This window comes from Paraburkholderia sp. TE9906, assembly GCF_056279605.1.
Window position 1 is genome coordinate 612,045 of sequence record NZ_JBWCCT010000004.1, and the last position, 21,250, is coordinate 633,294.

The 21,250-nt window shown below is 63.5% G+C and carries 19 protein-coding genes and 3 tRNA genes; 16 read left to right on the forward strand and 6 right to left on the reverse strand.

The features are described 5' to 3' along the window. The first annotated feature begins 192 nt into the window (after window positions 1-192). From lepA to nagZ, 8 genes are all read left to right on the forward strand, one after another. Window positions 193-1,986, forward strand: a complete 1,794-nt coding sequence (gene lepA, locus ACZ9H4_RS13745; RefSeq protein WP_408155146.1) for a translation elongation factor 4 — start codon at window positions 193-195, stop codon at window positions 1,984-1,986. Between the two features lie 18 nt (window positions 1,987-2,004). Continuing rightward, entirely contained in the window at window positions 2,005-2,898 is an 894-nt protein-coding gene (lepB, locus tag ACZ9H4_RS13750; RefSeq protein WP_168665157.1) for a signal peptidase I, read from the forward strand. A 176-nt stretch (window positions 2,899-3,074) separates the two neighbouring features. Continuing rightward, entirely contained in the window at window positions 3,075-4,277 is a 1,203-nt protein-coding gene (gene rnc, locus ACZ9H4_RS13755; RefSeq protein WP_408147103.1) for a ribonuclease III, read from the forward strand. 54 nt (window positions 4,278-4,331) lie between these two features. Then, window positions 4,332-5,231 (forward strand): GTPase Era, encoded by a 900-nt coding sequence (era, locus tag ACZ9H4_RS13760; protein WP_408147105.1) that lies wholly within the window; start codon window positions 4,332-4,334, stop codon window positions 5,229-5,231. Continuing rightward, window positions 5,218-6,123: a DNA repair protein RecO gene (gene recO / locus ACZ9H4_RS13765; protein ID WP_408147107.1), complete on the forward strand. Its 906-nt coding sequence runs from the start codon at window positions 5,218-5,220 to the stop codon at window positions 6,121-6,123. The genes era and recO overlap by 14 nt, the downstream gene beginning before the upstream one ends. Continuing rightward, complete coding sequence (gene pdxJ, locus ACZ9H4_RS13770; protein WP_476119272.1) at window positions 6,120-6,884, forward strand: pyridoxine 5'-phosphate synthase; 765 nt, start codon at window positions 6,120-6,122, stop codon at window positions 6,882-6,884. Before recO ends, pdxJ begins: the two co-directional genes overlap by 4 nt. Window positions 6,885-6,907: 23 nt before the next feature. Next, window positions 6,908-7,369, forward strand: a complete 462-nt coding sequence (gene acpS, locus ACZ9H4_RS13775; RefSeq protein WP_408147111.1) for a holo-ACP synthase — start codon at window positions 6,908-6,910, stop codon at window positions 7,367-7,369. 70 nt (window positions 7,370-7,439) lie between these two features. Then, entirely contained in the window at window positions 7,440-8,468 is a 1,029-nt protein-coding gene (gene nagZ, locus ACZ9H4_RS13780) for a beta-N-acetylhexosaminidase (protein WP_476119273.1), read from the forward strand. A 114-nt stretch (window positions 8,469-8,582) separates the two neighbouring features. On the opposite strand, the gene ACZ9H4_RS13785 is transcribed toward nagZ, so the two are convergent. The 4 genes from ACZ9H4_RS13785 to earP all read right to left on the reverse strand — a co-directional run bounded on the left by ACZ9H4_RS13785 (window position 8,583) and on the right by earP (window position 12,979). Next, a complete protein-coding gene (locus tag ACZ9H4_RS13785; protein WP_476119274.1) occupies window positions 8,583-9,959 on the reverse strand; it encodes a sigma-54-dependent transcriptional regulator in 1,377 nt (458 codons plus the stop codon). Between the two features lie 385 nt (window positions 9,960-10,344). Then, window positions 10,345-10,551 carry a CsbD family protein gene (locus tag ACZ9H4_RS13790; protein WP_062127806.1) on the reverse strand — a complete coding sequence of 69 codons (207 nt, stop codon included), beginning with the start codon at window positions 10,549-10,551 and terminating at the stop codon, window positions 10,345-10,347. 283 nt (window positions 10,552-10,834) lie between these two features. Continuing rightward, window positions 10,835-11,392 carry an elongation factor P gene (gene efp / locus ACZ9H4_RS13795; protein WP_042322091.1) on the reverse strand — a complete coding sequence of 186 codons (558 nt, stop codon included), beginning with the start codon at window positions 11,390-11,392 and terminating at the stop codon, window positions 10,835-10,837. A 381-nt stretch (window positions 11,393-11,773) separates the two neighbouring features. Beyond that, window positions 11,774-12,979, reverse strand: coding sequence for an elongation factor P maturation arginine rhamnosyltransferase EarP (gene earP, locus ACZ9H4_RS13800; RefSeq protein ID WP_408325074.1), 1,206 nt, complete (start codon window positions 12,977-12,979; stop codon window positions 11,774-11,776). 259 nt (window positions 12,980-13,238) lie between these two features. Between earP and uvrC the strand changes: the two genes are divergently transcribed. From uvrC to ACZ9H4_RS13840, 8 genes are all read left to right on the forward strand, one after another. After that, window positions 13,239-15,416 (forward strand): excinuclease ABC subunit UvrC, encoded by a 2,178-nt coding sequence (gene uvrC / locus ACZ9H4_RS13805; RefSeq protein WP_408147120.1) that lies wholly within the window; start codon window positions 13,239-13,241, stop codon window positions 15,414-15,416. A gap of 276 nt (window positions 15,417-15,692) precedes the next feature. Continuing rightward, on the forward strand, window positions 15,693-16,286 hold the full coding sequence (gene pgsA / locus ACZ9H4_RS13810) for a CDP-diacylglycerol--glycerol-3-phosphate 3-phosphatidyltransferase (protein WP_408147122.1): 594 nt from the start codon (window positions 15,693-15,695) through the stop codon (window positions 16,284-16,286). A gap of 246 nt (window positions 16,287-16,532) precedes the next feature. Next, window positions 16,533-16,608: transfer RNA gene (locus tag ACZ9H4_RS13815), tRNA-Gly, on the forward strand. Between the two features lie 64 nt (window positions 16,609-16,672). Then, window positions 16,673-16,748 (forward strand) — tRNA-Gly (locus tag ACZ9H4_RS13820). 113 nt (window positions 16,749-16,861) lie between these two features. After that, window positions 16,862-16,935, forward strand: a tRNA-Cys gene (locus ACZ9H4_RS13825). A gap of 339 nt (window positions 16,936-17,274) precedes the next feature. Beyond that, window positions 17,275-18,024 (forward strand): TraB/GumN family protein, encoded by a 750-nt coding sequence (locus ACZ9H4_RS13830; RefSeq protein ID WP_408325075.1) that lies wholly within the window; start codon window positions 17,275-17,277, stop codon window positions 18,022-18,024. Window positions 18,025-18,179: 155 nt separating this feature from the next. Continuing rightward, window positions 18,180-19,160, forward strand: a complete 981-nt coding sequence (locus ACZ9H4_RS13835) for a sensor domain-containing diguanylate cyclase (protein WP_476119275.1) — start codon at window positions 18,180-18,182, stop codon at window positions 19,158-19,160. A gap of 107 nt (window positions 19,161-19,267) precedes the next feature. Next, a complete protein-coding gene (locus ACZ9H4_RS13840; protein WP_476119276.1) occupies window positions 19,268-19,768 on the forward strand; it encodes a GNAT family N-acetyltransferase in 501 nt (166 codons plus the stop codon). 112 nt (window positions 19,769-19,880) lie between these two features. Here the strand turns inward: ACZ9H4_RS13840 and ACZ9H4_RS13845 are convergent, their stop codons facing one another. Beyond that, the gene (locus tag ACZ9H4_RS13845; protein WP_408147130.1) at window positions 19,881-20,768 is read right to left on the reverse strand and encodes a cytochrome c oxidase assembly protein; all 888 of its coding nucleotides are present in this window, start codon (window positions 20,766-20,768) and stop codon (window positions 19,881-19,883) included. An 18-nt stretch (window positions 20,769-20,786) separates the two neighbouring features. Then, window positions 20,787-21,248: a copper chaperone PCu(A)C gene (locus tag ACZ9H4_RS13850; RefSeq protein WP_408147131.1), complete on the reverse strand. Its 462-nt coding sequence runs from the start codon at window positions 21,246-21,248 to the stop codon at window positions 20,787-20,789. Window positions 21,249-21,250: the final 2 nt, after the last annotated feature.

Sequence of the window (21,250 nt, forward strand, 5' to 3'; positions counted from 1 at the left end):
GTTCTCAGGCGATGCGCCGACCCGCATCGTTCTCATCAGATTTCACGCTTCTCCTGAGCCGTCTTTTCCCCCGGGCTTCGCAAGATGCGCCGGGCGATAGCCTTTTCGGCTAAAATAGATAGGTTTTTCACCTACTTACAAGGCGTGCTCCGCTATTGTCCGAGCGCGCCTTTTTCGCTTGATCGGCACTGAATGGATCATATTCGTAACTTCTCGATCATTGCGCACATCGACCATGGCAAGTCGACGCTCGCCGATCGCATCATCCAGATCTGCGGCGGCCTGTCCGACCGCGAGATGGAATCCCAGGTGCTCGACTCGATGGATCTCGAGCGCGAGCGCGGCATCACCATCAAGGCACAAACCGCCGCATTGACGTATCGTGCCCGCGACGGGCAGGTCTACAACCTGAACATGATCGACACGCCGGGCCACGTCGACTTCTCGTACGAAGTCAGCCGCTCGCTGTCCGCATGCGAAGGCGCGCTGCTGGTCGTCGACGCGAGCCAGGGCGTGGAGGCGCAAACCGTCGCCAACTGCTATACGGCGATCGAACTCGGCGTCGACGTGATTCCGGTGCTCAACAAAATCGACCTGCCGGCGGCCAACCCCGAAAACGCAATCGCCGAAATCGAAGACGTGATCGGCATCGACGCCACCGACGCCACGCGTTGCAGCGCGAAGACCGGCCTCGGCGTCGAAGACGTGCTCGAAGCGCTGGTCGCGAAAGTGCCGCCGCCGAAGGGCGATCCGGAAGCGCCGCTGCAGGCGCTGATCATCGACTCGTGGTTCGACAACTACGTCGGCGTCGTGATGCTGGTGCGTATCGTCAACGGCACGCTGCGTCCGAAAGACAAGATCCGCATGATGGCGACCGGCGCGCAGTATCCGGTCGAGCACGTCGGCGTGTTCACGCCGAAGTCGAAAAATCTCGAGTCGTTGTCGGCGGGGCAGGTGGGCTTCATCATCGCAGGCATCAAGGAACTGGCCGCCGCGAAGGTGGGCGACACCGTCACGCTGGTGAACCGTCCGGCTTCCGAACCGCTGCCCGGCTTCAAGGAAGTGAAGCCGCAGGTGTTCGCCGGTCTCTATCCGGTCGAAGCGAACCAGTACGACGCGCTGCGTGACTCGCTTGAAAAGCTGAAGCTCAACGACGCTTCGCTGCAATACGAGCCGGAAGTGTCGCAGGCGCTCGGTTTCGGCTTCCGTTGCGGCTTCCTCGGTTTGCTGCACATGGAGATCGTGCAGGAACGTCTCGAGCGCGAGTTCGACATGGACCTGATCACCACGGCGCCGACCGTGGTGTACGAAGTGCTGCAACGCGACGGCACGATCATCATGGTCGAGAATCCGGCCAAGATGCCGGAGCCGTCGAAAATCGAAGAAGTGCGAGAGCCGATCGTCACCGTGAATCTGTACATGCCGCAAGACTACGTCGGCTCGGTGATCACGCTGTGCACGCAAAAGCGCGGCACGCAGATCAACATGCAGTACCACGGCCGCCAGGTGCAATTGACGTACGAAATCCCGATGGGCGAAGTCGTGCTCGATTTCTTCGATCGCCTGAAGTCGATCTCGCGCGGCTACGCGTCGATGGATTACGAGTTCAAGGAATACCGCGCATCCGACGTCGTGAAGGTCGACATGCTGATCAACGGCGACAAGGTGGATGCGCTGTCGGTCATCGTGCACCGTTCGCAAAGCCAGTATCGCGGCCGCGAAGTGGCGGCAAAAATGCGCGAGCTGATTCCGCGCCAGATGTACGACGTGGCGATCCAGGCGACGATCGGCTCGAACATCATCGCGCGTGAAAACATTAAAGCGTTGCGTAAGAACGTGCTGGCAAAATGCTACGGCGGTGACATTTCGCGTAAGAAGAAGCTGCTCGAAAAGCAGAAGGCAGGCAAGAAGCGAATGAAGCAGGTGGGCTCGGTCGAGATTCCGCAAGAGGCTTTCCTCGCGATCCTGCGTGTCGAAGACAAATAAGTTGAATAACGGAACGCTATGAATTTTGCGCTGATTCTTTTTGTGCTCGTCATTTTGACGGGTGTCGCATGGGTCGCGGACAAACTGGTTTTTCTGCCGAAACGGCGCCGCGCGGCGCAAGCCGCGGTCGCTGAGTTCGACAGTCAGCAAGCACGCATCGGCGAGCGTTTCGCCGACGAAAACGCAGCACAAACGCGTGCACGTCTGCGTGACGACAAGCTGCGTCAGCCGTGGTGGCTCGAGTATTCGGCGAGCTTCTTTCCGGTGATTCTGGTGGTGTTCGTCGTGCGCTCGTTCGTGGTCGAGCCGTTCAAGATTCCGTCGGGTTCGATGGTGCCGACGCTGCTGGTGGGGGACTTCATCCTCGTCAATAAGTTCGAATACGGCATCCGTCTGCCGATCACCAATACGCAGGTCACCCAGGGCAATCCGCTCACGCGTGGCGACGTAGTGGTGTTCCGTTATCCGAAAGACGAATCAGTCGACTACATCAAGCGCGTGATCGGTTTGCCGGGCGACGTGGTCGAGTATCAGGACAAGAAGCTCACGGTCAACGGCAAGCCGGTGCCCGAAACGCCGCTGCCCGATTATCTCGACGAAGAGCGCCTCGGCTACGCGAAGCAATTCGAAGAAGATCTCGACGGCCGCAAGAACGCCGTGCTGAATAATCCGGCCGTGCCGCCGTTCATCGTCGGCGCCGAAGATTTTCCTTATCGCGACAACTGCACGTACAACGCACGCGGCGTGATTTGCAAAGTGCCGCCGGGCAATTACTTCATGATGGGCGACAACCGCGATAACAGTGCGGACAGCCGTTATTGGGGTTTTGTGCCGAACCAGAATATCGTCGGCCGCGCATTTTTTATCTGGATGAACTTCAGCGATTTGAAACGCATCGGCTCATTCCACTGAGTTCTTTTGCGTCGATCGTACGACACGCCGCGCTGATGACCGGCATATCGGTCACATCACTCGCGGCGTGTTATCACGCTACTTTAAGAACCCGCGGTAACGTCACTTCACCACGCTTTTTCCGCTGGCCGCCCCCGCGTTTTCGCCGGGTCAGGCGCCCGCGTTATACTCTGCCCATGCCCCTATCTCCGTTGGAAAGCCGACTGCGCTACGAATTTCGCAATGCGGAATTGTTGCGCCAGGCTTTAACGCACCGTAGTCATAGTTCCACGCATAACGAACGGCTCGAATTTCTCGGCGACTCTGTTCTGAATTGCGCGGTGGCTGCGCTTTTGTTCCAACGTTTCGGCAAACTGGACGAGGGCGATCTGTCGCGCGTTCGCGCCAATCTGGTGAAGCAGCAGTCGCTTTACGAAATCGCTCAGGCGCTCAATATTTCAGAAGGCTTACGGCTCGGTGAAGGCGAGTTGCGCAGCGGCGGCTTCCGCCGGCCGTCGATTCTCGCCGACACGCTGGAAGCGGTGCTGGGCGCGGTGTTCCTCGACGGCGGCTTCGACGCCGCGCAGACGGTCATCAAGCGGCTCTACGTGCCGATTCTCGATCACATCGACCCGCGCACGCTCGGCAAGGACGCGAAGACGCTGTTGCAGGAGTATCTGCAGGGCCACAAGATCGCGCTGCCGACCTACACGGTCGTCGCTACGCATGGTGCGGCGCACAATCAGCAATTCGAAGTCGAATGCACAGTGCCGAAGCTGGACGTGAAAGTGTCCGGCTCAGGCGCGAGCCGCCGTGCGGCGGAGCAGGCGGCCGCCAAGAAAGCGCTCGACGAAGTGATGGCGGCGGCGCCCGCGGTCGTCGCCAAGCCCAAGCGCTCGAAAGGCGCGCGCGCAGCAAAAAACGTCGAGCCGGAGATCGTGCCGGGCGTGACGGGTGTCCAGACTGCGCTGGATTTGCGCAGTCCGGAGCGTAAAGGCGAGCGCGGCGCCGCACGAGGCGAGCCGCGCGCGGCTGCCGCAGTGGATTCCGCTGCCGAAAAGCCCGCTGCCGAACGATCCATACTGACCGCCACCGGCGCGCCGCTCGCCGTTATTCGCGCCGCGCACGTCGAATACAGCGGGCAGGACAAAGCCGAGCGCGCCGAGAAGGGCGAGAAATCGGACAAGGCGAGCACGCACTCGAACGAGAAAGTCGCCGACAAGCCGGCCGACGGCAAAACCGATACCGCCTCCGCTCGCCACACAGACCGGCAACGCGGTCGCGAAGCCACACCCGGTACTGCCGCCGTATCCGCGCCAGGCGCGCAGGCGGCACCCACCGAACACGAACCCGGCGTAGCCGACGCGGTGCAAACGCGCGTCGCCGACGCGGGCCATTGATTGCCCTCGGCGCGCCGCTTGCGCGTGCCGCTCTGAACCTGCCGTAGCCCGAATATGAACGCTCCCACTCCCACTGGTTTTCGCTGCGGCATGGTCGCGATCGTCGGCCGCCCTAACGTCGGCAAGTCCACGCTGATGAACGCGCTGGTCGGCCAGAAAGTCAGTATTACGTCGCGCAAGGCGCAGACCACGCGCCATCGCATCACCGGCATTCACACGCTCGAAGACGCGCAGTACATCTTCGTCGACACGCCGGGTTTTCAGACCAAGCACAGCGGCGCGCTGAACCGTTCGCTCAATCGCGCGGTCACGTCCACGCTGACCTCGGTCGACGCTATCCTGTTCGTGATCGAAGCCGGCCGTTTCGGCGCGGATGATCAGAAGGTGCTCGATCTGATCCCGCCGTCGGTGCCCACGCTGCTGATCGCGAACAAGCTCGACCGCGTCGCGGATAAAGATTCGCTGTTTCCGTTCATGCAGCAGGTCAGCGCATTGCGTCAGTTCAGCGAGATCGTGCCGCTGTCGGCCAAGCATCCCGACGACATCAAGCGTCTGATGGCGACCGTCAAGCCGTTCCTGCCGGAAGGCGCGCCGATTTACGGCGAAGACGACCTGACCGATCGCAGCGAGCGCTTCCTCGCCGCGGAGATCCTGCGTGAAAAAGTGTTCCGCTGGACCGGCGACGAACTGCCGTACACGAGTACCGTGCTGATCGACAAGTTCGAAACCGAAGGCCGCCTGCGCCGCATTTTCGCGACCATCATGGTCGACCGTGACATGCACAAGGCGATGATCATCGGCCAGAAGGGCGCGAAGCTGAAGCAGATCAGCACCGAAGCGCGTCTCGACATGGAAAAGCTGTTCGACGGCCCGGTCTATCTGGAAACCTTCATCAAGGTGAAGAGCGGCTGGGCCGACAACGAAGCCGGACTTCGCGCGTATGGGTACGAATGACGCGTGGATGACGCTGAATTCCGACGCAGCGCCGGATGAGCCGCAACCGGCCGCGCCGGCGCGCGAGCCGTCGAAACCGGCGCGCAGTAGCGCCAAAAAATCTTCCAGCAAAAGCGCCGAGGGCGCCGAAGGCGAGCCGCGCAAAACGCCGACCCGCGCGCCACGCACGTCCGTTTCCCAATACCGGATCGCGGAGCAGCCTGCTTTCGTTTTGCATAGTTATCCGTATCGCGAAACCAGTCTGATCATCGACGTGTTGTCGCGCGATCACGGCCGGCTCGCGCTCGTCGCGAAGGGCGCGAAGCGTCCGCACTCCGCGTTGCGCGGCGTGTTGCAGACTTTCCAGCCGCTTGCCCTGTCGTGGTCGGGCAAGTCCGAAGTGCGCACGCTGACCGGCGCCGAGTGGGTCGGCGGCATGCTGCCGTTGACCGGCGACGCGTTGCTCTGCGGCTTCTACGTCAACGAGCTGCTGGTCAAATTCTGTGCGCGCGAAGACCCGCATCCCCAACTGTTCCATCACTACGTCGTCACGATGACGCGTCTCGCGCACGACGAGCCGCCCGTGCAGGTGCTGCGCTCGTTCGAACGCGTGCTGCTGCGCGAGACCGGTTACGCGATGTCACTCGATCGCACCGTCGCGCGTAAAGCCGTGCTGCCCGAGGGGCGCTACGTGTTCGATCCGGAGCGCGGCGTGCGCGAAGCGTCCGACGACTGGCCCGCGCAATGGCCGGTCATCGCCGGACAGACCTTGCTCGATATGGAACAGGACGATTACCATCGAGCGCAGACCGTGGCGCAAAGCAAAACGCTGATGCGCTTCCTGCTCAACACCTACCTTGGCGGCACGCCGCTCGCGACGCGCCAGATCCTGATCGACTTGCAGAACTTATGAGCTTCTTTCTTACGTCGCCGACTGTGATTGACCTGGGCGTGAACATCGATCACGTCGCCACGCTGCGCAATGCGCGCGGCACGTCCTACCCCGATCCGATCCGCGCGGCGCTGATGGCCGAGAAGGCAGGCGCGGATGTGATCACGCTGCATCTGCGCGAAGACCGCCGGCATATCGTCGACGCCGACGTACGCAAGCTGCGTCCGCTGCTGAAGACGCGCATGAATCTCGAATGCGCGGTCACCCAGGAGATGCTCGACATTGCCTGCGAAGTACAGCCGCATGACGTGTGTCTCGTGCCGGAAAAGCGCGCGGAGCTGACGACCGAAGGCGGCCTCGACGTCGCCGGGCAGTTCGAAGCGGTGCGTGCCGCCTGCAAACAACTCGCCGAAGCGAACTCGCGCGTATCGCTCTTCATCGATCCGGACGAAACGCAGATTCGCGCCGCGCATGAAGCGGGCGCGCCGGTGATCGAACTGCACACGGGCCGTTACGCGGAAGCGCACGACCCCGCCGAACAGCAGCGCGAATACGAGCGTGTGGTGCGTGCGGTCGAATTCGGCATGACGCTCGGCATCAAGGTCAACGCGGGCCACGGCTTGCACTACACCAACGTGCAGCAGATCGCGGCGATCGACGGAATCGTCGAGTTGAACATCGGCCATGCGATCGTCGCGCACGCGATCTTCGCCGGCTGGGACAACGCGGTGCGCGAGATGAAGGCGATCATGGTCGCTGCGCGTCTCGGCGCGCGCGGCTGATGCGGCCCGGGGCGGACTCGCACATGACGATCTATGGCATCGGCACCGACATCGTTCAGGTCAGCCGCATAGCCGCGGTGATGACGCGCACCGGCGGTCGCTTCGCGGAGAAGGTGCTCGGCCCGGACGAACTGCGCGTGTATCACGCGCGCCAGGCTCGTTCGGCGGCGCGTGGTCTCGCGTTTCTCGCCACGCGGTTCTCGGCGAAAGAAGCCTTCTCGAAAGCGATCGGCCTCGGCATGCACTGGCCGATGACCTGGCGCGCGTTGCAAACGCTCAACAAGCCAAGTGGCGAACCGATGGTGGTGGCGTCCGGCGAACTGGCCGATTGGCTCGACGCACGCGGCATCACGGCGCGCGTCACGATCAGCGACGAGCGCGATTACGCGGTGTCGTTCGTGATCGCGGAAACGACGCAGACGGGCGGGGCGCATGCTTCGGATGCACCGACCGGGACGCCACCCACGCCGTCCGCCGCCCGATAAAAACACGCTGAGCGCGGGCCACCGTCGGCCGCGTCTTTCCTTGCCCAATGCTTCCTTCTCGCGGAATTCGATGAAAACCACTCCCGGACCGGTGATGCTCGACGTGGTCGGCAAAACGCTGAACGACGACGACAAGCGCCGCCTTGCCCATCCGATGACCGGCGGCGTGATCCTGTTCGCGCGCCACTACGAGAGCCGCGCGCAACTGATCGCGCTGACCGACGCGATCCGCGCGGTCCGCCAGGATCTGCTGATCGCCGTCGATCACGAAGGCGGCCGCGTGCAGCGCTTTCGCACCGACGGCTTCACGGTGCTGCCGGCGATGGGCAAGCTCGGCGCGCTGTGGGACAGCGACGTGCTGCACGCGACCAAGGTGACGACCGCGGTCGGCTATATCCTCGCCGCGGAGTTGCGCGCGTGCGGCATCGACATGAGTTTTACGCCGGTGCTCGATCTGAACTACGGGCAATCACAAGTGATCGGCGACCGCTCGTTCCATCGCGATCCGCGCGTCGTGGCCTTGCTCGCGAAAAGTCTGAACCACGGCCTCGCACTGGCCGGCATGAGCAATTGCGGCAAGCACTTTCCGGGGCATGGTTTTGCGCACGCGGACTCGCACGTCGCGATGCCCGTCGATGATCGCCCGCTCGACGAGATCCTGCGCGACGACGTGGCGCCGTATGACTGGCTCGGCTTGTCGTTGGGATCGGTGCTGCCCGCGCATGTGGTCTATCCGCAGGTCGATGCGAAGCCGGCTGGTTTTTCCCGCGTCTGGCTGCAGGACATTCTGCGCAAGAAGCTGCGCTTCGAAGGCGCGATTTTCAGCGACGACCTGTCGATGGAGGCCGCGCGCCAAGGCGGCACGCTGACCGAGGGCGCGAGCGCCGCGCTCCACGCCGGTTGCGACATGGTGCTGATCTGCAATCAGCCGGAGGAAGCGGAGAAGGTGCTCGATGCGCTGCGTTTCACGCCGTCGAAGGAATCGCGGCGGCGTCTGAAGTGCATGAGGCCGCGCGGCAAGGCGCTGACGTGGAGCAAGCTGGTTGCCGAGCCGCCATATCTGCAAGCGCAGGCGTTGCTTCGTAGCGCGTTCGCCTAGGTTGTCGAAGCTGCGCGAATTTTGCCGGCCGATCGACGAAAAAACGGCGCCTTTGATTTTTGATCAAGGCGCCGTTTCTTATCGGCTTCCGTCAGCCCCGAGCGGTTGTCGAACTCAGTTCAAGCGCATGCGCTGCAGCTTGTTGTACAGCGTCTTCGGACTGATGCCGAGCAGCGACGCCGCACGATGACGCGTCCCGCCGACCGCGTCGAGCGTCGCGCGAATCAGCATTTCCTCGACGTCCGCGAGCGGCGTGCCGACGGTGACCTGCACGCGGCTGCCATTCAGATCGCGGCCGTTCACTGAGCCCTCGTCGGCGCGCAACGACTCCAGTACTTCACCTGACGCGTGATACGCACGCCGCACCCGGTCCTGCAATTCGCGCACGTTGCCCGGCCATTCGTACGCGAGACACTCGCGCAGGAAATTCGGTCCGATCTGCTTGGCGACCTCGGTCGTGCCGCGTGCGGCCGCTTCGAGATTCAACTCGTCGACCACCGCCTGAGCGATCAGCGACGGGTCGTCGCCGCGCTCGCGCAGCGGCGGCAGGATCACCGCGGCGGCTTCGAGGCGCAACGCGAGCTCCTGGAGCAGAGTACCGTCTGCCACCGCCGCGCGCGGCGGCTTGCGCGTCGAGGCGATCAGCCGGAAGTCGGTCGCGACCTGATTGGTGCCGCCGACGCGCATGAAAGTCTGTGAATCGAGCGCGCGCAGCAACGCTTCCTGTTGCGCGCGCGCCAATTCCGCGATTTCGTCGATGAACAGCGTGCCGCCGCTCGCCTGCTCGAACAGGCCCGGCTCGCGCTGCTCGGCTGCGCCGAATGCGCCGCGTTCGTGACCGAACAGCAGGCTGTCGAGCGAGCGATGCACGCCGCCACCCGCGCCGCGCACATCCAGCGTGACGAACGGACCTTTGCGGCGCCGGCTCATGTCATGCAGCGTGCGCGCCGCGACCTGCTTGCCGGTGCCGGTTTCGCCGCAAATCAGCACGGCCGCTTCGGTGGGCGCGATATGTTCGATCGTGTCGTACACGTGCTGAATCTCGCCGCTGCGGCCGAGCATCGAGCCGAACCTGCCGAGCTGGCGCAGCGACGCGCGCAAGGTCTGCACTTCCTCGGTCAGTTCATAGGGACGCGGAATGCGCGCGAGCAGGCTGCGCAAGCGCGGAATATTGACCGGCTTGAGCAGGTAGTCCCAGATGCCGTGCCGCAGACCTTCGATCGCGCTCTCGACCGTCGCATTGCCGGTCATCACGATCACCGGCAATGCGCCGCCGGGCGGATGCGCGGGCAAATGCTGCAGCAGGTCGAGACCGCTGCCGTCCGGCAGATTCAGGTCGACCAGCACGACGTCGGGAATGAAGCGCGTCAGCGCCGCCCGGGCCTCGGCGATGGTCGTCGCGGTGTCGACAGAGAAGCCGTCGGCGGCGAGGATAGCGGACAGGCCTGACAGGCTATTGGGATCGTCTTCAACAATCAGGGCGTGTGGCATGGCGAGCGCAATTTTTTGGGATGGATGGGATACCCGCTGTGTTGCGCCGCTGCTTCGATTGGCGCGCGATAGGGGAGCGATGGCTGGCCGGGGCGAGGGGTCGGATGCCGATGCAGGTCGTTCGAGGCTGGCACACGTTGCCAGCGCCGGTCGCCCGCGCTCATGCTGCTCGCGCACCAGCCCTGGCGGGCAACCAGTCGGGCGGCTGCCATGGGCATAAGCGGTGTGAGCGCGGTTCCCCGCATGCAGGGCATTCCTGCATCTGGCCGGGCGCGGCAGGCAACGATTCGACTCACGAAGTTCTGGTCCTTTGACTTATCACGGCGACGCCCGTCCTGCGCCAACTGCCGCAGGCGAGGCGTCTGTAGTTCTTTCATCCGGTCTGTCAGAAATCCCGGTTGCTATCGAAAAACCGGCGAACTTCCAGTTCCGCCTGTTCGCGGGTTTTACCGTAGCGTTCCTGGATCAGACCGGCGAGCTTGTCGGCGCGCCCTTCGGCCTTCGTCAATTCGTCGTCCGTCAATTCGCCCCATGCCGTCTTCGCCTTGCCGACCATCTGTTTCCACTTGCCTTCAGCAATGTCGTTATTCATGGTGCTCTCCCGAGTTGAGAAAAATAAGCCGTACTGGCATGCCCTCGTAACAAGCAGGGACTGTGCCACGAACATTTACTTAAATTTATCAATGATTTGCCCGCTGACGGGCGGGAAGATCGGGAAGGTGGGGCGGCAATTTGGAGAAGCTTGCCGGTAAAGTTTTCCTCAACCATACACGGCGTAGCAGAAAAGAAAAAGCGCCCAGATCGGGCGCTTTTTTTTCCATTTTTTTTCGCAGCGCGGGCGTTGCGCCGGCGCTGGATTCAGGCGTGCAGGCGCTTTAAGCGCGGCTGCGGTACTCGTGCGTACGCGTGTCGATTTCGATCTTGTCGCCGATGTTGCAGAAGAGCGGCACTTGCAGTTCGAAGCCGGTGGTGAGCTTCGCGTTCTTCAGCACCTTGCCCGACGACGTATCGCCCTTGACGGCCGGTTCCGTGTAGATGATCTCGCGGACCAGCGTGGTCGGCAGTTCGACCGAGATGGCCTTCTCGTTGTAGAACACGACTTCGCAAGCCATGCCGTCTTCGAGGTAATGAAGAGCGTCGCCCATCATTTCGCTTTCGACTTCGAACTGGTTGTAGTCGGCGTCCATGAACACGTACATCGGGTCGGCGAAGTACGAATACGTCACTTCCTTGCGTTCCAGCACGACGACGTCGAACTTGTCGTCCGCCTTGTACACGCTTTCCATGCCTGCGCCGGTCAGCAGGTTCTTGAACTTCATCTTGACGACGGCGGAGTTACGGCCCGATTTGTTGTATTCGGCCTTTTGCACGACCATTGCGTCTGCGCCGATCATCACGACGTTGCCGGTGCGGAGTTCCTGTGCGGTCTTCATAAAACTATCCTGTACGAAATAAGTAGCTCAACTTTGCTCAACGGCATACGGCGCAAGCGGCTTCGCCGCTTCACTCATTGCGCGCCGCGCCGCATGGGAGCGGCGGCGGGAAGCCAATGTGGGAAGCGTGGCCGGCTTGCCGTGGGAACCGGAGGCGGAGCCGCATCGCGCAGCTCGTTGATTCCGGCAATCCCCAACAATCCGTTACCTGCTTTTTACCCGGTGCGGGCGTGTACGCGAGTGGCGCCGAGCGACAGCATACGGCCCTTTTTTGACTTTTGCGCTCTTGACCCGAGGGGCGGAGCGCGTCAGGTATCTTTCGACGCCGGGTTCGTTGTTGCGATCGGGCCGCGCTTGCGTCGTCGGCCGTTGGATAACCGCTTATTTTAACTGAGTTTTTGCGAACAAGGCCAGATTTCCGGCGAGGTCGCCCACCTGGGCGAGTTCGACGGCCCATTCGGCCGCGCGGCGTTGCAGCGCCGGGCCGTGGCGCTGGAATTCCGCCCAGTCCGGGCGGCCCGCGCCGTTCCATGCGTGCCAGAAGCGCGCGAGGGCGTCGCGCGCATCGGCGGGCAGCGCGCGCGCGTAGTGCGCGAGCGCGGCGTCGAGCTTCGGCAGATGGGCCTCGTCGGCTTGCGGGTAGATGTGCCAGACGAAGGGCTTCGCCGCCCACTGGGCTCGCACGAACGAGTCTTCGCCGCGCACGAAATTGATGTCGCTCGCCCACAGCAGCGCGTCGTAGCCGGCTTGCGCGGTGAACGCGAGCGCATGCGCGGTGAGGTTGCCGCGGCTCGCGTGCGAGCCGGCGGTGAACGAGGGCAAACCGAAAAAGCGCGCGATCGCGCCGGAAATGCGGCCTTCCGGCACTAGCAGCACGACCGGCGCGGCACTGTCGCGCCATTGTTCGAGCAGGCTGTCGACGGCAGGGTTTTCGTACGCGAACAGCGAGACGACGGTCGCCGCGGCGGGCGGCGGCGCGTGGCCGGTGGTTTGCCGCCACCATGCTTCGCGCGCAGCCGGCGATGCCTCGAAGGCAGCGCGCGCAGCGTCGAGATGGCGTTCCTTCAGCACGCCGCCGGTGCCGGGGCCGAGCCCCGGGAAAAAGAACGTCTTGGTCAGCGCATAGCGTGGATGGGGGGAGGGACGCAGGTGAAAATCCGCCACCCAGTCTTCGGCGCTCAGATATTCGAGGTTGAACCAGAGCGGCGCGCGCGCGCGTTCGGCCATCGCGGCCACATAGATCGGCGGCAGTTCGCAGCCGAACGCCTCGATCACCACGTCGGCCACTTCGAGCGTGTCGCCCGCATGGGTTGGCTCGTGCCAATGTTCGACGACGATCCCGCCGACCGTCTGCCGCGCGCGATCCAGCGCGAGCGACGGGCACAGCTTCTGGAACGCATGCAGATCGTCGACGAACACGCGCACCTGCCAGCCGTGCTCGCTCGCGAGTTGGCGCGCGAGGCGCCAGCACACGCCGATGTCACCGAAATTGTCGATCACCGCGCAGAAGATGTCGCAGGCAATCGCGGTGGAGGCGCCAGGGGATGCGGCGGCGGTCTGTTCAGAGGCGGGCGGAACGGAGGACATGGCGGCCTGGGTGGCGGATTCGAACGATGGGCGCGGCTGACGCGAAGGACGATCCCGCGAACGCCGCACACTGCGGTGCACCGCCCTCGGCTCAAGCCGGAGCGCTGCCGGGTCGGCGCATGGCAGGGCTCGAATGCACGCGGAATGTTCTAAACTGGCGATTCTAAAGCCTCGGCCACGATTGCGCGCGCCCGTTTCACGCGAGCGCGCGGCACACGATGCAAGGCCCCGCGAGACAGTCCCACTCAATCGATCCCGCATGACCGAACCCGAAGCAACCGACGCTTTCGAGCCGAAAAAAGTGCTCGCCCAACTGCCGCATCTGCCAGGCGTCTATCGTTATTACGATACGCACGGCGCGGTGCTGTACGTGGGCAAGGCGCGCGATCTCAAGAAGCGCGTGTCGAGCTACTTCACGAAGACGCAACTGTCGCCGCGTATCGCGATGATGGTCACGCGCATCGCGCGCGTCGAGACGACCGTCACGCGCTCCGAGGCCGAAGCGCTGCTGCTCGAAAACAATCTGATCAAGGCGCTCGCGCCGCGCTACAACATTCTGTTTCGCGACGACAAGTCGTACCCGTACCTCAAGCTGACCGGCCACAAGTTTCCGCGCATGGCGTATTACCGGGGTTCGGTGGATCGCAAGAATCAGTACTTCGGTCCGTTCCCGAGCGCGTGGGCGGTGCGCGAGAGCATCCAGATCCTGCAGCGGGTGTTCCAGTTGCGCACCTGCGAAGACTCCGTGTTCAACAACCGCACGCGGCCTTGCCTGCTGCATCAGATCGGCCGCTGCACGGCGCCGTGCGTCGCCAATATCAGCGAAGAGGATTACGCGCGCGACGTCGCCAACGCGTCGCGCTTCCTGCTCGGCCGTCAGGGCGAAGTGATGAAAGAGCTCGAGCAGAAGATGCACGCGTTCGCGAGCGAGCTGAAGTTCGAGCAGGCCGCGGCGGTGCGCAACCAGATGAGTTCGCTGTCGACGGTGCTGCATCAGCAGGCGATCGAAGTCGGCAGCGATAGCGACGTCGACATTCTCGCGGTGGTCGCGCTGGGCGGGCGCGTCTGCGTGAATCTCGCGATGGTGCGCGGAGGGCGCCACCTGGGCGACAAGGCGTATTTCCCCGCGCACGTGGAAAGTGCGTTGACGGCGGACGAGGGCGGGCTCGAAGAGGGCGGCGAGGACGAGGCGCTGGCCGGCGTTTCCCTGACTGCGCGCCTCGCGGCGGAACAGAACGCGAGTGGCGACGCTCATTCCGCCGATGTGGCCGATGCCGATGCGCTCGCGATCGCGCAGGACATGCCCCCCGAAGACGAAGAGGCGGAAGAAGACGATGCGGATGCCACCGCCTCCGAGCCGGTGAAACCGCGCAAAGGCCGCGCGTCCGGCGGGATCGAATCCGAAGTGCTCGAAGCGTTCATCGCGCAGCACTACCTCGGCAATCGCGTGCCGCCCGTGCTCATAGTCAGTCACGCGCCGGCCACGCGCGAACTGGTCGACGTGCTGATCGAGCAGGCCGGCCACAAGGTGACCGTGCTGCGTCAACCGCAAGGTCAACGGCGCGCATGGCTCGCGATGGCCGAGCAGAATGCGCGGCTCGCACTTGCCCGTCTGCTGTCGGAGCAGGGCTCGCAACAGGCCCGCACGCGCGCGTTGACCGACACGCTCGGCATGGAGTGCGACGACCTCGCGCATCTGCGCATCGAGTGCTTCGACATCAGCCATACGATGGGCGAGGCGACCCAGGCGTCGTGCGTGGTGTATCACCATCACAAGATGCAGTCGTCCGAATACCGCCGCTACAACATCACCGGCATTACGCCCGGCGATGACTACGCGGCGATGCGCCAGGTGCTCACGCGCCGCTACGAGAAGATGGTCGCGCAAGCCGCCGCGAATGCCGCCGACGAAGCCGCTGAATTGCAAGGCGAAGCCGCGGCCGATCCATCGCTCGCGCCGGATGCCGCGGAACCGGCGGCGGCCGGCGGCATTCTGCCGACCATCGTGTTGATCGACGGGGGCAAGGGGCAGGTCGAGATCGCGCGCCAGGTGTTCACGGAACTGGGTCTCGATACCGGTATGCTGGTCGGCGTCGCGAAGGGCGAGGGCCGCAAGGTCGGCCTCGAAACCCTGATCTTCGCCGATGGCCGCGCGCCGCTCGAACTCGGCAAGGAAAGCGCCGCGCTGATGCTGGTCGCGCAGATTCGCGACGAAGCGCACCGCTTCGCGATCACCGGCATGCGCGCGAAGCGCGGCAAGACGCGCCAGACTTCGCGGCTCGAAGAACTCGAGGGGGTCGGCGCGAAACGGCGTCAACGGCTGCTCGCGCGGTTCGGCGGCTTGCGCGGCGTGGTGGCGGCGAGCGTCGAGGATCTGGCGAGCGTCGAAGGCATTTCGCAGGCACTGGCCGAGCAGATTTACCGGCAATTGCATTGAAGCTGGCGCGGCGGGCGGGCCGCGTGTCGGGCGGGGCGCGGCCCGCCTATGGCCGATGAGCGGTCAACGAGCGACCAGCGAGCGACCAGCGAGCGACGGGGCGGCGATCAGTTAACCCCAAGTCCGCACCCGGTTCGCGATCAGTCAAGCCCCAGTCCGCGCCCGGGCAGCGGCACCCACCGGGCCCGCGCCCCCACGCCCGCGCGCCGCTTTGCTTGTAGCAGGCCCTGTGACACGGCACAATTGCATCTCACTCGTCAGACGCTGCGCCTGCCCATGCCGTTTAATTTCCCGATATTCCTGACCTGGCTGCGGATCGTCCTGATTCCGCTCGTCGTCGGCGTGTTCTATTTGCCCGACATGATGATGAGCCCCGCGCACCGCAATCTGGCGGCGGCGACGATCTTCATTCTGGCGGCGCTCACCGACTGGTTCGACGGCTATCTGGCCCGCAAGTGGAATCAGACTTCGGCGTTCGGCGCGTTTCTCGATCCGGTCGCTGACAAACTGATGGTGACGGCCGCGCTGCTGGTGCTCGTGCAACTCGCGCGGATCGATTCGGCGATTGCGCTCGTGATCGTCGGACGCGAAATCGCGATCTCGGCGTTGCGCGAGTGGATGGCGCAGATCGGCGCGTCGAAGAGCGTCGCGGTGAATTCGCTCGGCAAGTTCAAGACCGCCTGTCAGATGATCGCCATTCCGATGCTGCTGTTCTACGGCCCGTTGCCGTTCGGTGGCGGCGTGACGGTCGACACGCGTGTGTGGGGCCTGTGGCTGATCTATCTCGCCGCGTTCCTGACGATCTGGTCGATGCTCTACTACATGAAGCTCGCGTGGCCGCAGATTCGTGAGAGAGGCGGCATTGCGTGATGGGTCGATGGACAGGTCGACGGCACGCGCGAGGCACGCGAAAGCGTGTTTGAACCTCGCCGCGAACATGGCCTGCGCATGAGCGAAAACTTTTATTAAAGACATTCGCAAAAGGGGGTTGACACCCATCGGTCGTTTCTCCATAATCTCGTTTCTCCGATGCGCGCAGCTTGAAGCGACGGACGAAGTAAGAGCGCAGTTGCAGTCAATAAGGCAGTAGTTAGCAGCAAGTAGTAGAAGTACAACGCGGGAGTAGCTCAGTTGGTAGAGCGCAACCTTGCCAAGGTTGAGGTCGCGAGTTCGAGCCTCGTCTCCCGCTCCAGATTTTTGAAGCACCGCGTTGTTTGGCGTAGTAAAAAATGCAGCGCGTTGTGAAGCAGTGCAATGCGGGAGTAGCTCAGTTGGTAGAGCGCAACCTTGCCAAGGTTGAGGTCGCGAGTTCGAGCCTCGTCTCCCGCTCCATACATAAGGGGAAGCAGCGCTTCCCTTTTTGTTTGGTGGGCTGATCGTTCTGAATGTTCTGATCGGCCACCAGACAAATCTGCGAGCCTGCAGTTAGGTTCCAGTCCGCTTGCGGCGCGATAGCAAAGCGGTTATGCAGCGGCCTGCAAAGCCGTTTAGGCCGGTTCGACTCCGGCTCGCGCCTCCAGTAGTTGATGTAAAGAAAAGCCCCGACTTGTCGGGGCTTTTCTGTTTTCTGCGGCGAATTTCGCGCGCACGTCGGCAATTCCAGAAAAAGATAACCGGATCGATCGATTGTCGTATCGCGCTGTTCACGAAGCACCTGCTATCCGCTGATGCCCGCACGCAAAGCTGATACATCGTGTCTCCCTCATCGTGACGGTTATCACGCACAATTCGTGATTCGCGCGGCGACCACTGCATCAGCAGTTCGCTTTGCACCTGCTCAGCAGGCCGCACGTAACCAACGAAAATCGTAGGACCGCGCGCGCATTCTTGCGTCATTGCCCGTCCACACCGAGGCCGCATGTACCTACAACTCACCGGCACCAACGTGCGCCTGCTTGGCTCGATGCATCTGTTTCCCGCGACGAGCCGTAGAACACCGCCCTGGGTCGCCGACGCCTATGACTGGGCCGAAGCGTTGGTCTTCGAATCCGATCCGCCGACCATCCTGCCGTTCCTGAAGACCGAGCCGCAAAGCGGCACCGCTCGATTGCGGCCCTTGATGTCCCAGGACGCATGGGCACAACTGCAGGCGCTGTGGCCCGTCGATGGCCCCGTGGCGCCGTTAGTCGAGTTGTGTCCGTGGGCCGCGCTGGTGGTCGCGCCGACACTGTTCCAGCAGGTCGTCGAAGGCGTCGAGCCACGCATGCTGCGCTCGGCGATTGCGCAAGCCAAGCCGTATCGCTATCTCGAGACCGCGCGGGAAGTGGCGACACTGCTCGAATCGATTCCGCTCGATGCCATCGGCGCTGCACTCGACTTGCTGATGGCCGATCGCGATGAGCCGCAACGCACGCTCGAACGGATGCACGCGGCGTGGCTGGAGGGCGATCTGCAAGCGGTGCAGCAGATCGCCGTCGGATCAACGATGTTCAATCTGCCGGGCATCCGCCACGCCATTCTCGACGCGCGCAATCGCGCATGGGCGCAGCGTTTGAAGGACATCCTCCAACAACGCGAGCGCACCCTGGTGGTGGTCGGCGCGCTGCATCTGTGCGGTCCCGGCAATCTGATCGAGTGCCTCGCGCGGCCTGTCGAAGCGGTCTTCTGAGCGCGTGACGGCTCGGCCGCCGCTTGCCGCCGCGCCGCCGCAATGGCGCCTCAGGCTGGAACTCTGACGGCCTCGCTCAATCCCACCCTGAAGAATGCCGCTATACACTGGCTACCCAAGATTTTCGATCATCACGAAGGCCCAGGGAATACGACATGCATGTCCCACCGACGCCCAGCAATGAAAGCGCCCGTATCGACACCCTGCGTGCGCTGCATATTCTCGACACCTTGCCGGAAGAGCGCTTCGACCGCCTGACCCGGCTCGCGAAGCGCCTGTTCGACGTGCCGATCGCGCTCGTGAGTCTCGTCGATGCGAACCGCCAGTGGTTCAAGTCGTGCGCCGGGCTGACGGCGAGAGAGACGTCGCGCGACGTGTCGTTCTGCGCGCACGCGATTCTGGACGACGACATTCTGATGGTGCCCGACACGCTGGCCGACGAGCGCTTTCACGACAATCCGCTCGTGACGGATGACCCGAACATCCGCTTCTATGCCGGTTGCCCGCTGACGGTCGCGAACGGCAGCAAGCTGGGCACGCTCTGTCTGATCGACGAGAAGCCGCGCGGCCTCGACGACGAAGAGCGGGCGTTGCTGCGCGATCTCGCGCACATGGCCGAACAGGAACTGGCGGCGGTGCAGCTCGCCACGCTCGACGACCTCACGTTGCTGTCCAACCGGCGCGGTTTCGAAGCGCTCGCGCAACATGCGCTGAACGTCTGCAAGCGGATGGAGAAGTCGGCGTCGTTGCTGTTCTTCGATCTCAACGACTTCAAGCAGATCAACGACACGCTCGGCCACGCCGAAGGTGATCGCGCATTGCAGACCTTCTCTGAAGTCTTGCGCACCGCGCTGCGCGAAAGCGATGTGATCGGCCGGCTCGGCGGCGACGAGTTCGTCGCACTGCTCACCGATGCGGACAGTGCCGAAACGCAGCAGGTGACGCAGCGTCTCACGCAGTTGCTCGACGAACGCAATGCCGAGGCGCGGCGCGGCTATCAGATCCGCTATAGCGTGGGGCAGACGGCCTACGATCCGGCTCGCCACGTATCGATTGCCGAATTGCTCGCTGCGGCCGATGCGGCGATGTATAGCCATAAGCAAGCGTCGAAGGCGCGTGCTATGCCACGCGGTTGATGCGCGGTGTGGCCGCACGGCTGCACGGTTGCGTGGCTGATGGCCGTCGCGCGGCATAATTGCGGATTAATGCCCGCGCCGCGGCACCTCCTTTCTGAAAGCATCCGATGACCGAATCGCAGCATATCGCCGCCACGCGGCTCGCCCAACTCGAATGGCGCTGGAAAAACTTCGCGGACCTCACGAGCGTGGAAGTCTATGAGATGCTGGCCGCGCGCAGCGCGGTGTTCGTCGTCGAGCAGAACTGCGTGTATGGCGACATCGACGGGCTCGACGCGCAAGCCTGGCATCTGTCGGCCTACGGTGCTGGCGTCGACGGCGCGGCGCCGCAACTGGCCGGTTATCTGCGCGTGCTGCTGCCGGATGCCACGGACGCCGACGTGCGCATCGGCCGTGTGCTGACCACGGCGGCATTCCGCGGCATCGGTCTGGGCAACGCGATGCTCGAACGCTCGCTTACGCACATTCGCGCGCAATGGCCTGCCACGCCGATCCGTCTGCATGCGCAGGCGCATCTGCAAGGCTTCTACGGCGCATTCGGTTTTGCGCCGGTCTCGGACGTTCACGACGACGACGGCATCCCGCACGTGTGGATGCGTTCGGCCTGAGCGGGGCGCGATGAAGGGCGACGCGCCGGTGCAGGTTATCTGGCGTGCGTCCACCGTCTGGCTTTACTCGCTTCGCTTCAGTCGTTCAGATTTCAACTGACCGCCAAACCCGCTATCCGCGCCGGCCACCTGCCGTCGCGGACGCGGCATGGGGCAAATCCCGCGCCGTCTTCGCACGCCGTTCGGCGCCCAGGCGTCCGCGTGCCGACAGCCGCATCCAGTGACGCAGCGCGATTAGCGCGCCGATCACGCTCATCATCGAACCCGGAATCCACAGCAACAGGCCGCCGATCTGCTGATCGCGCATCGGGCTGAGCCACGTGAACGCGCGGCCGCAGATCGAATAGATCGGATACAGCTCATGCGGCGTGAAAAAAATGAATGCGCCGAGGATGATCTGCGGCGGAATCGCGGCGATCACCACCAGCACGCGCTTGCCGGGCGACAAACGCGCCGGCGGCGCCGGCCGTGGATCGAGCACGAGCCACCAGAACAGCAGCCCGTCGATCACCATGCTCCAGTTCATTACGCGATAAAGCCGCCAGTCGAGCATCGCGACGAAATGGATCGGCGACATCAGCCAGAAGTAAATCAGCCCGACGAACAACGTGACCGCGACGACCGGATGCATCACCACGTCGAGCAGCTTGCGAACGACCGGCGTCGCCAGCGCGGGCAGCACGAAGCGCTGCCGCCAGCTGAACGGAATGCCCGCGCGCAACGCCGCGCCCGGATACGACAGGGCGATGAAGAACGGGCCGAGGTGATGCAGAACCAGATGCTGCAAGCGATGCATGAAGAACTCATGCTCGAAGAAATAGTCGAGCCGCGTATGCAACACGACATATAGCGCCACCAGCCCGAACCAGAAGGAAAGGCGCCGCGCGAGCGACAGCTTCGCACGGTGCGCACCGCGCACGAACAGAATCGCCGGCACCAGCAGCGCGATCACGACCGTCGGCGAAAATTCCCAGGGATCGAGCCAGTAGAGCAGATTCATCGCTGCACGCTACTCGGGTTACTTGGTCTGTGCCGGCGACTTGACGGCGAATGGCGTGTCGAGTGTTTCGCCGTCGGAGAACTTCAGCGTCATATGCACGGTGTCGCCCGGTGCGATCTTGTGCTTCGCGTCTTCGAGCATCACGTGGTAACCGCCGGGCGCGATCGACACCTGGCCGTGCGCGGGCACCGTCAGCTTGTCGACCATCACCATCTTCTGCGACGAGCCGTTCGACACGGTCTGATGCAGCATCGCGTCGCCATAGTCGTTGCTCGAAATATCGACGAGGTCGACGGGCTTGTCGCTTGCGTTGACCAGCGTCGCGTAGCCGGCGGCGGGCAGGTTGTTCGGCAGCCAGCGGACCCATGCGTCCTTGACGCTGATCGCGTTGGCGCCGGCGGCTTGCGCAGCCGAGGCGAAACCGAACGAGAGGGCGAGGGCGCAGCTCAGTGAAGCGAACGTTTTGATCTTGATCGACATGA

Bases quoted from the DNA above. Each gene is read 5' to 3' on its own strand.
- ACZ9H4_RS13840 (WP_476119276.1), top strand. From the start codon at position 19,268: ATGACCGAATCGCAGCATATCGCCGCCACGCGGCTCGCCCAACTCGAA.
- uvrC (WP_408147120.1), top strand. From the start codon at position 13,239: ATGACCGAACCCGAAGCAACCGACGCTTTCGAGCCGAAAAAAGTGCTC.
- acpS (WP_408147111.1), top strand. From the start codon at position 6,908: ATGACGATCTATGGCATCGGCACCGACATCGTTCAGGTCAGCCGCATA.
- ACZ9H4_RS13845 (WP_408147130.1), bottom strand. From the start codon at position 20,768: ATGAATCTGCTCTACTGGCTCGATCCCTGGGAATTTTCGCCGACGGTC.
- nagZ (WP_476119273.1), top strand. From the start codon at position 7,440: ATGAAAACCACTCCCGGACCGGTGATGCTCGACGTGGTCGGCAAAACG.
- pdxJ (WP_476119272.1), top strand. From the start codon at position 6,120: ATGAGCTTCTTTCTTACGTCGCCGACTGTGATTGACCTGGGCGTGAAC.
- ACZ9H4_RS13830 (WP_408325075.1), top strand. From the start codon at position 17,275: ATGTACCTACAACTCACCGGCACCAACGTGCGCCTGCTTGGCTCGATG.
- ACZ9H4_RS13850 (WP_408147131.1), bottom strand. From the start codon at position 21,248: ATGTCGATCAAGATCAAAACGTTCGCTTCACTGAGCTGCGCCCTCGCC.
- ACZ9H4_RS13790 (WP_062127806.1), bottom strand. From the start codon at position 10,551: ATGAATAACGACATTGCTGAAGGCAAGTGGAAACAGATGGTCGGCAAG.
- lepB (WP_168665157.1), top strand. From the start codon at position 2,005: ATGAATTTTGCGCTGATTCTTTTTGTGCTCGTCATTTTGACGGGTGTC.
- ACZ9H4_RS13785 (WP_476119274.1), bottom strand. From the start codon at position 9,959: ATGCCACACGCCCTGATTGTTGAAGACGATCCCAATAGCCTGTCAGGC.
- lepA (WP_408155146.1), top strand. From the start codon at position 193: ATGGATCATATTCGTAACTTCTCGATCATTGCGCACATCGACCATGGC.
- ACZ9H4_RS13835 (WP_476119275.1), top strand. From the start codon at position 18,180: ATGCATGTCCCACCGACGCCCAGCAATGAAAGCGCCCGTATCGACACC.
- rnc (WP_408147103.1), top strand. From the start codon at position 3,075: ATGCCCCTATCTCCGTTGGAAAGCCGACTGCGCTACGAATTTCGCAAT.
- era (WP_408147105.1), top strand. From the start codon at position 4,332: ATGAACGCTCCCACTCCCACTGGTTTTCGCTGCGGCATGGTCGCGATC.
- recO (WP_408147107.1), top strand. From the start codon at position 5,218: ATGGGTACGAATGACGCGTGGATGACGCTGAATTCCGACGCAGCGCCG.
- earP (WP_408325074.1), bottom strand. From the start codon at position 12,979: ATGTCCTCCGTTCCGCCCGCCTCTGAACAGACCGCCGCCGCATCCCCT.
- efp (WP_042322091.1), bottom strand. From the start codon at position 11,392: ATGAAGACCGCACAGGAACTCCGCACCGGCAACGTCGTGATGATCGGC.
- pgsA (WP_408147122.1), top strand. From the start codon at position 15,693: ATGCCGTTTAATTTCCCGATATTCCTGACCTGGCTGCGGATCGTCCTG.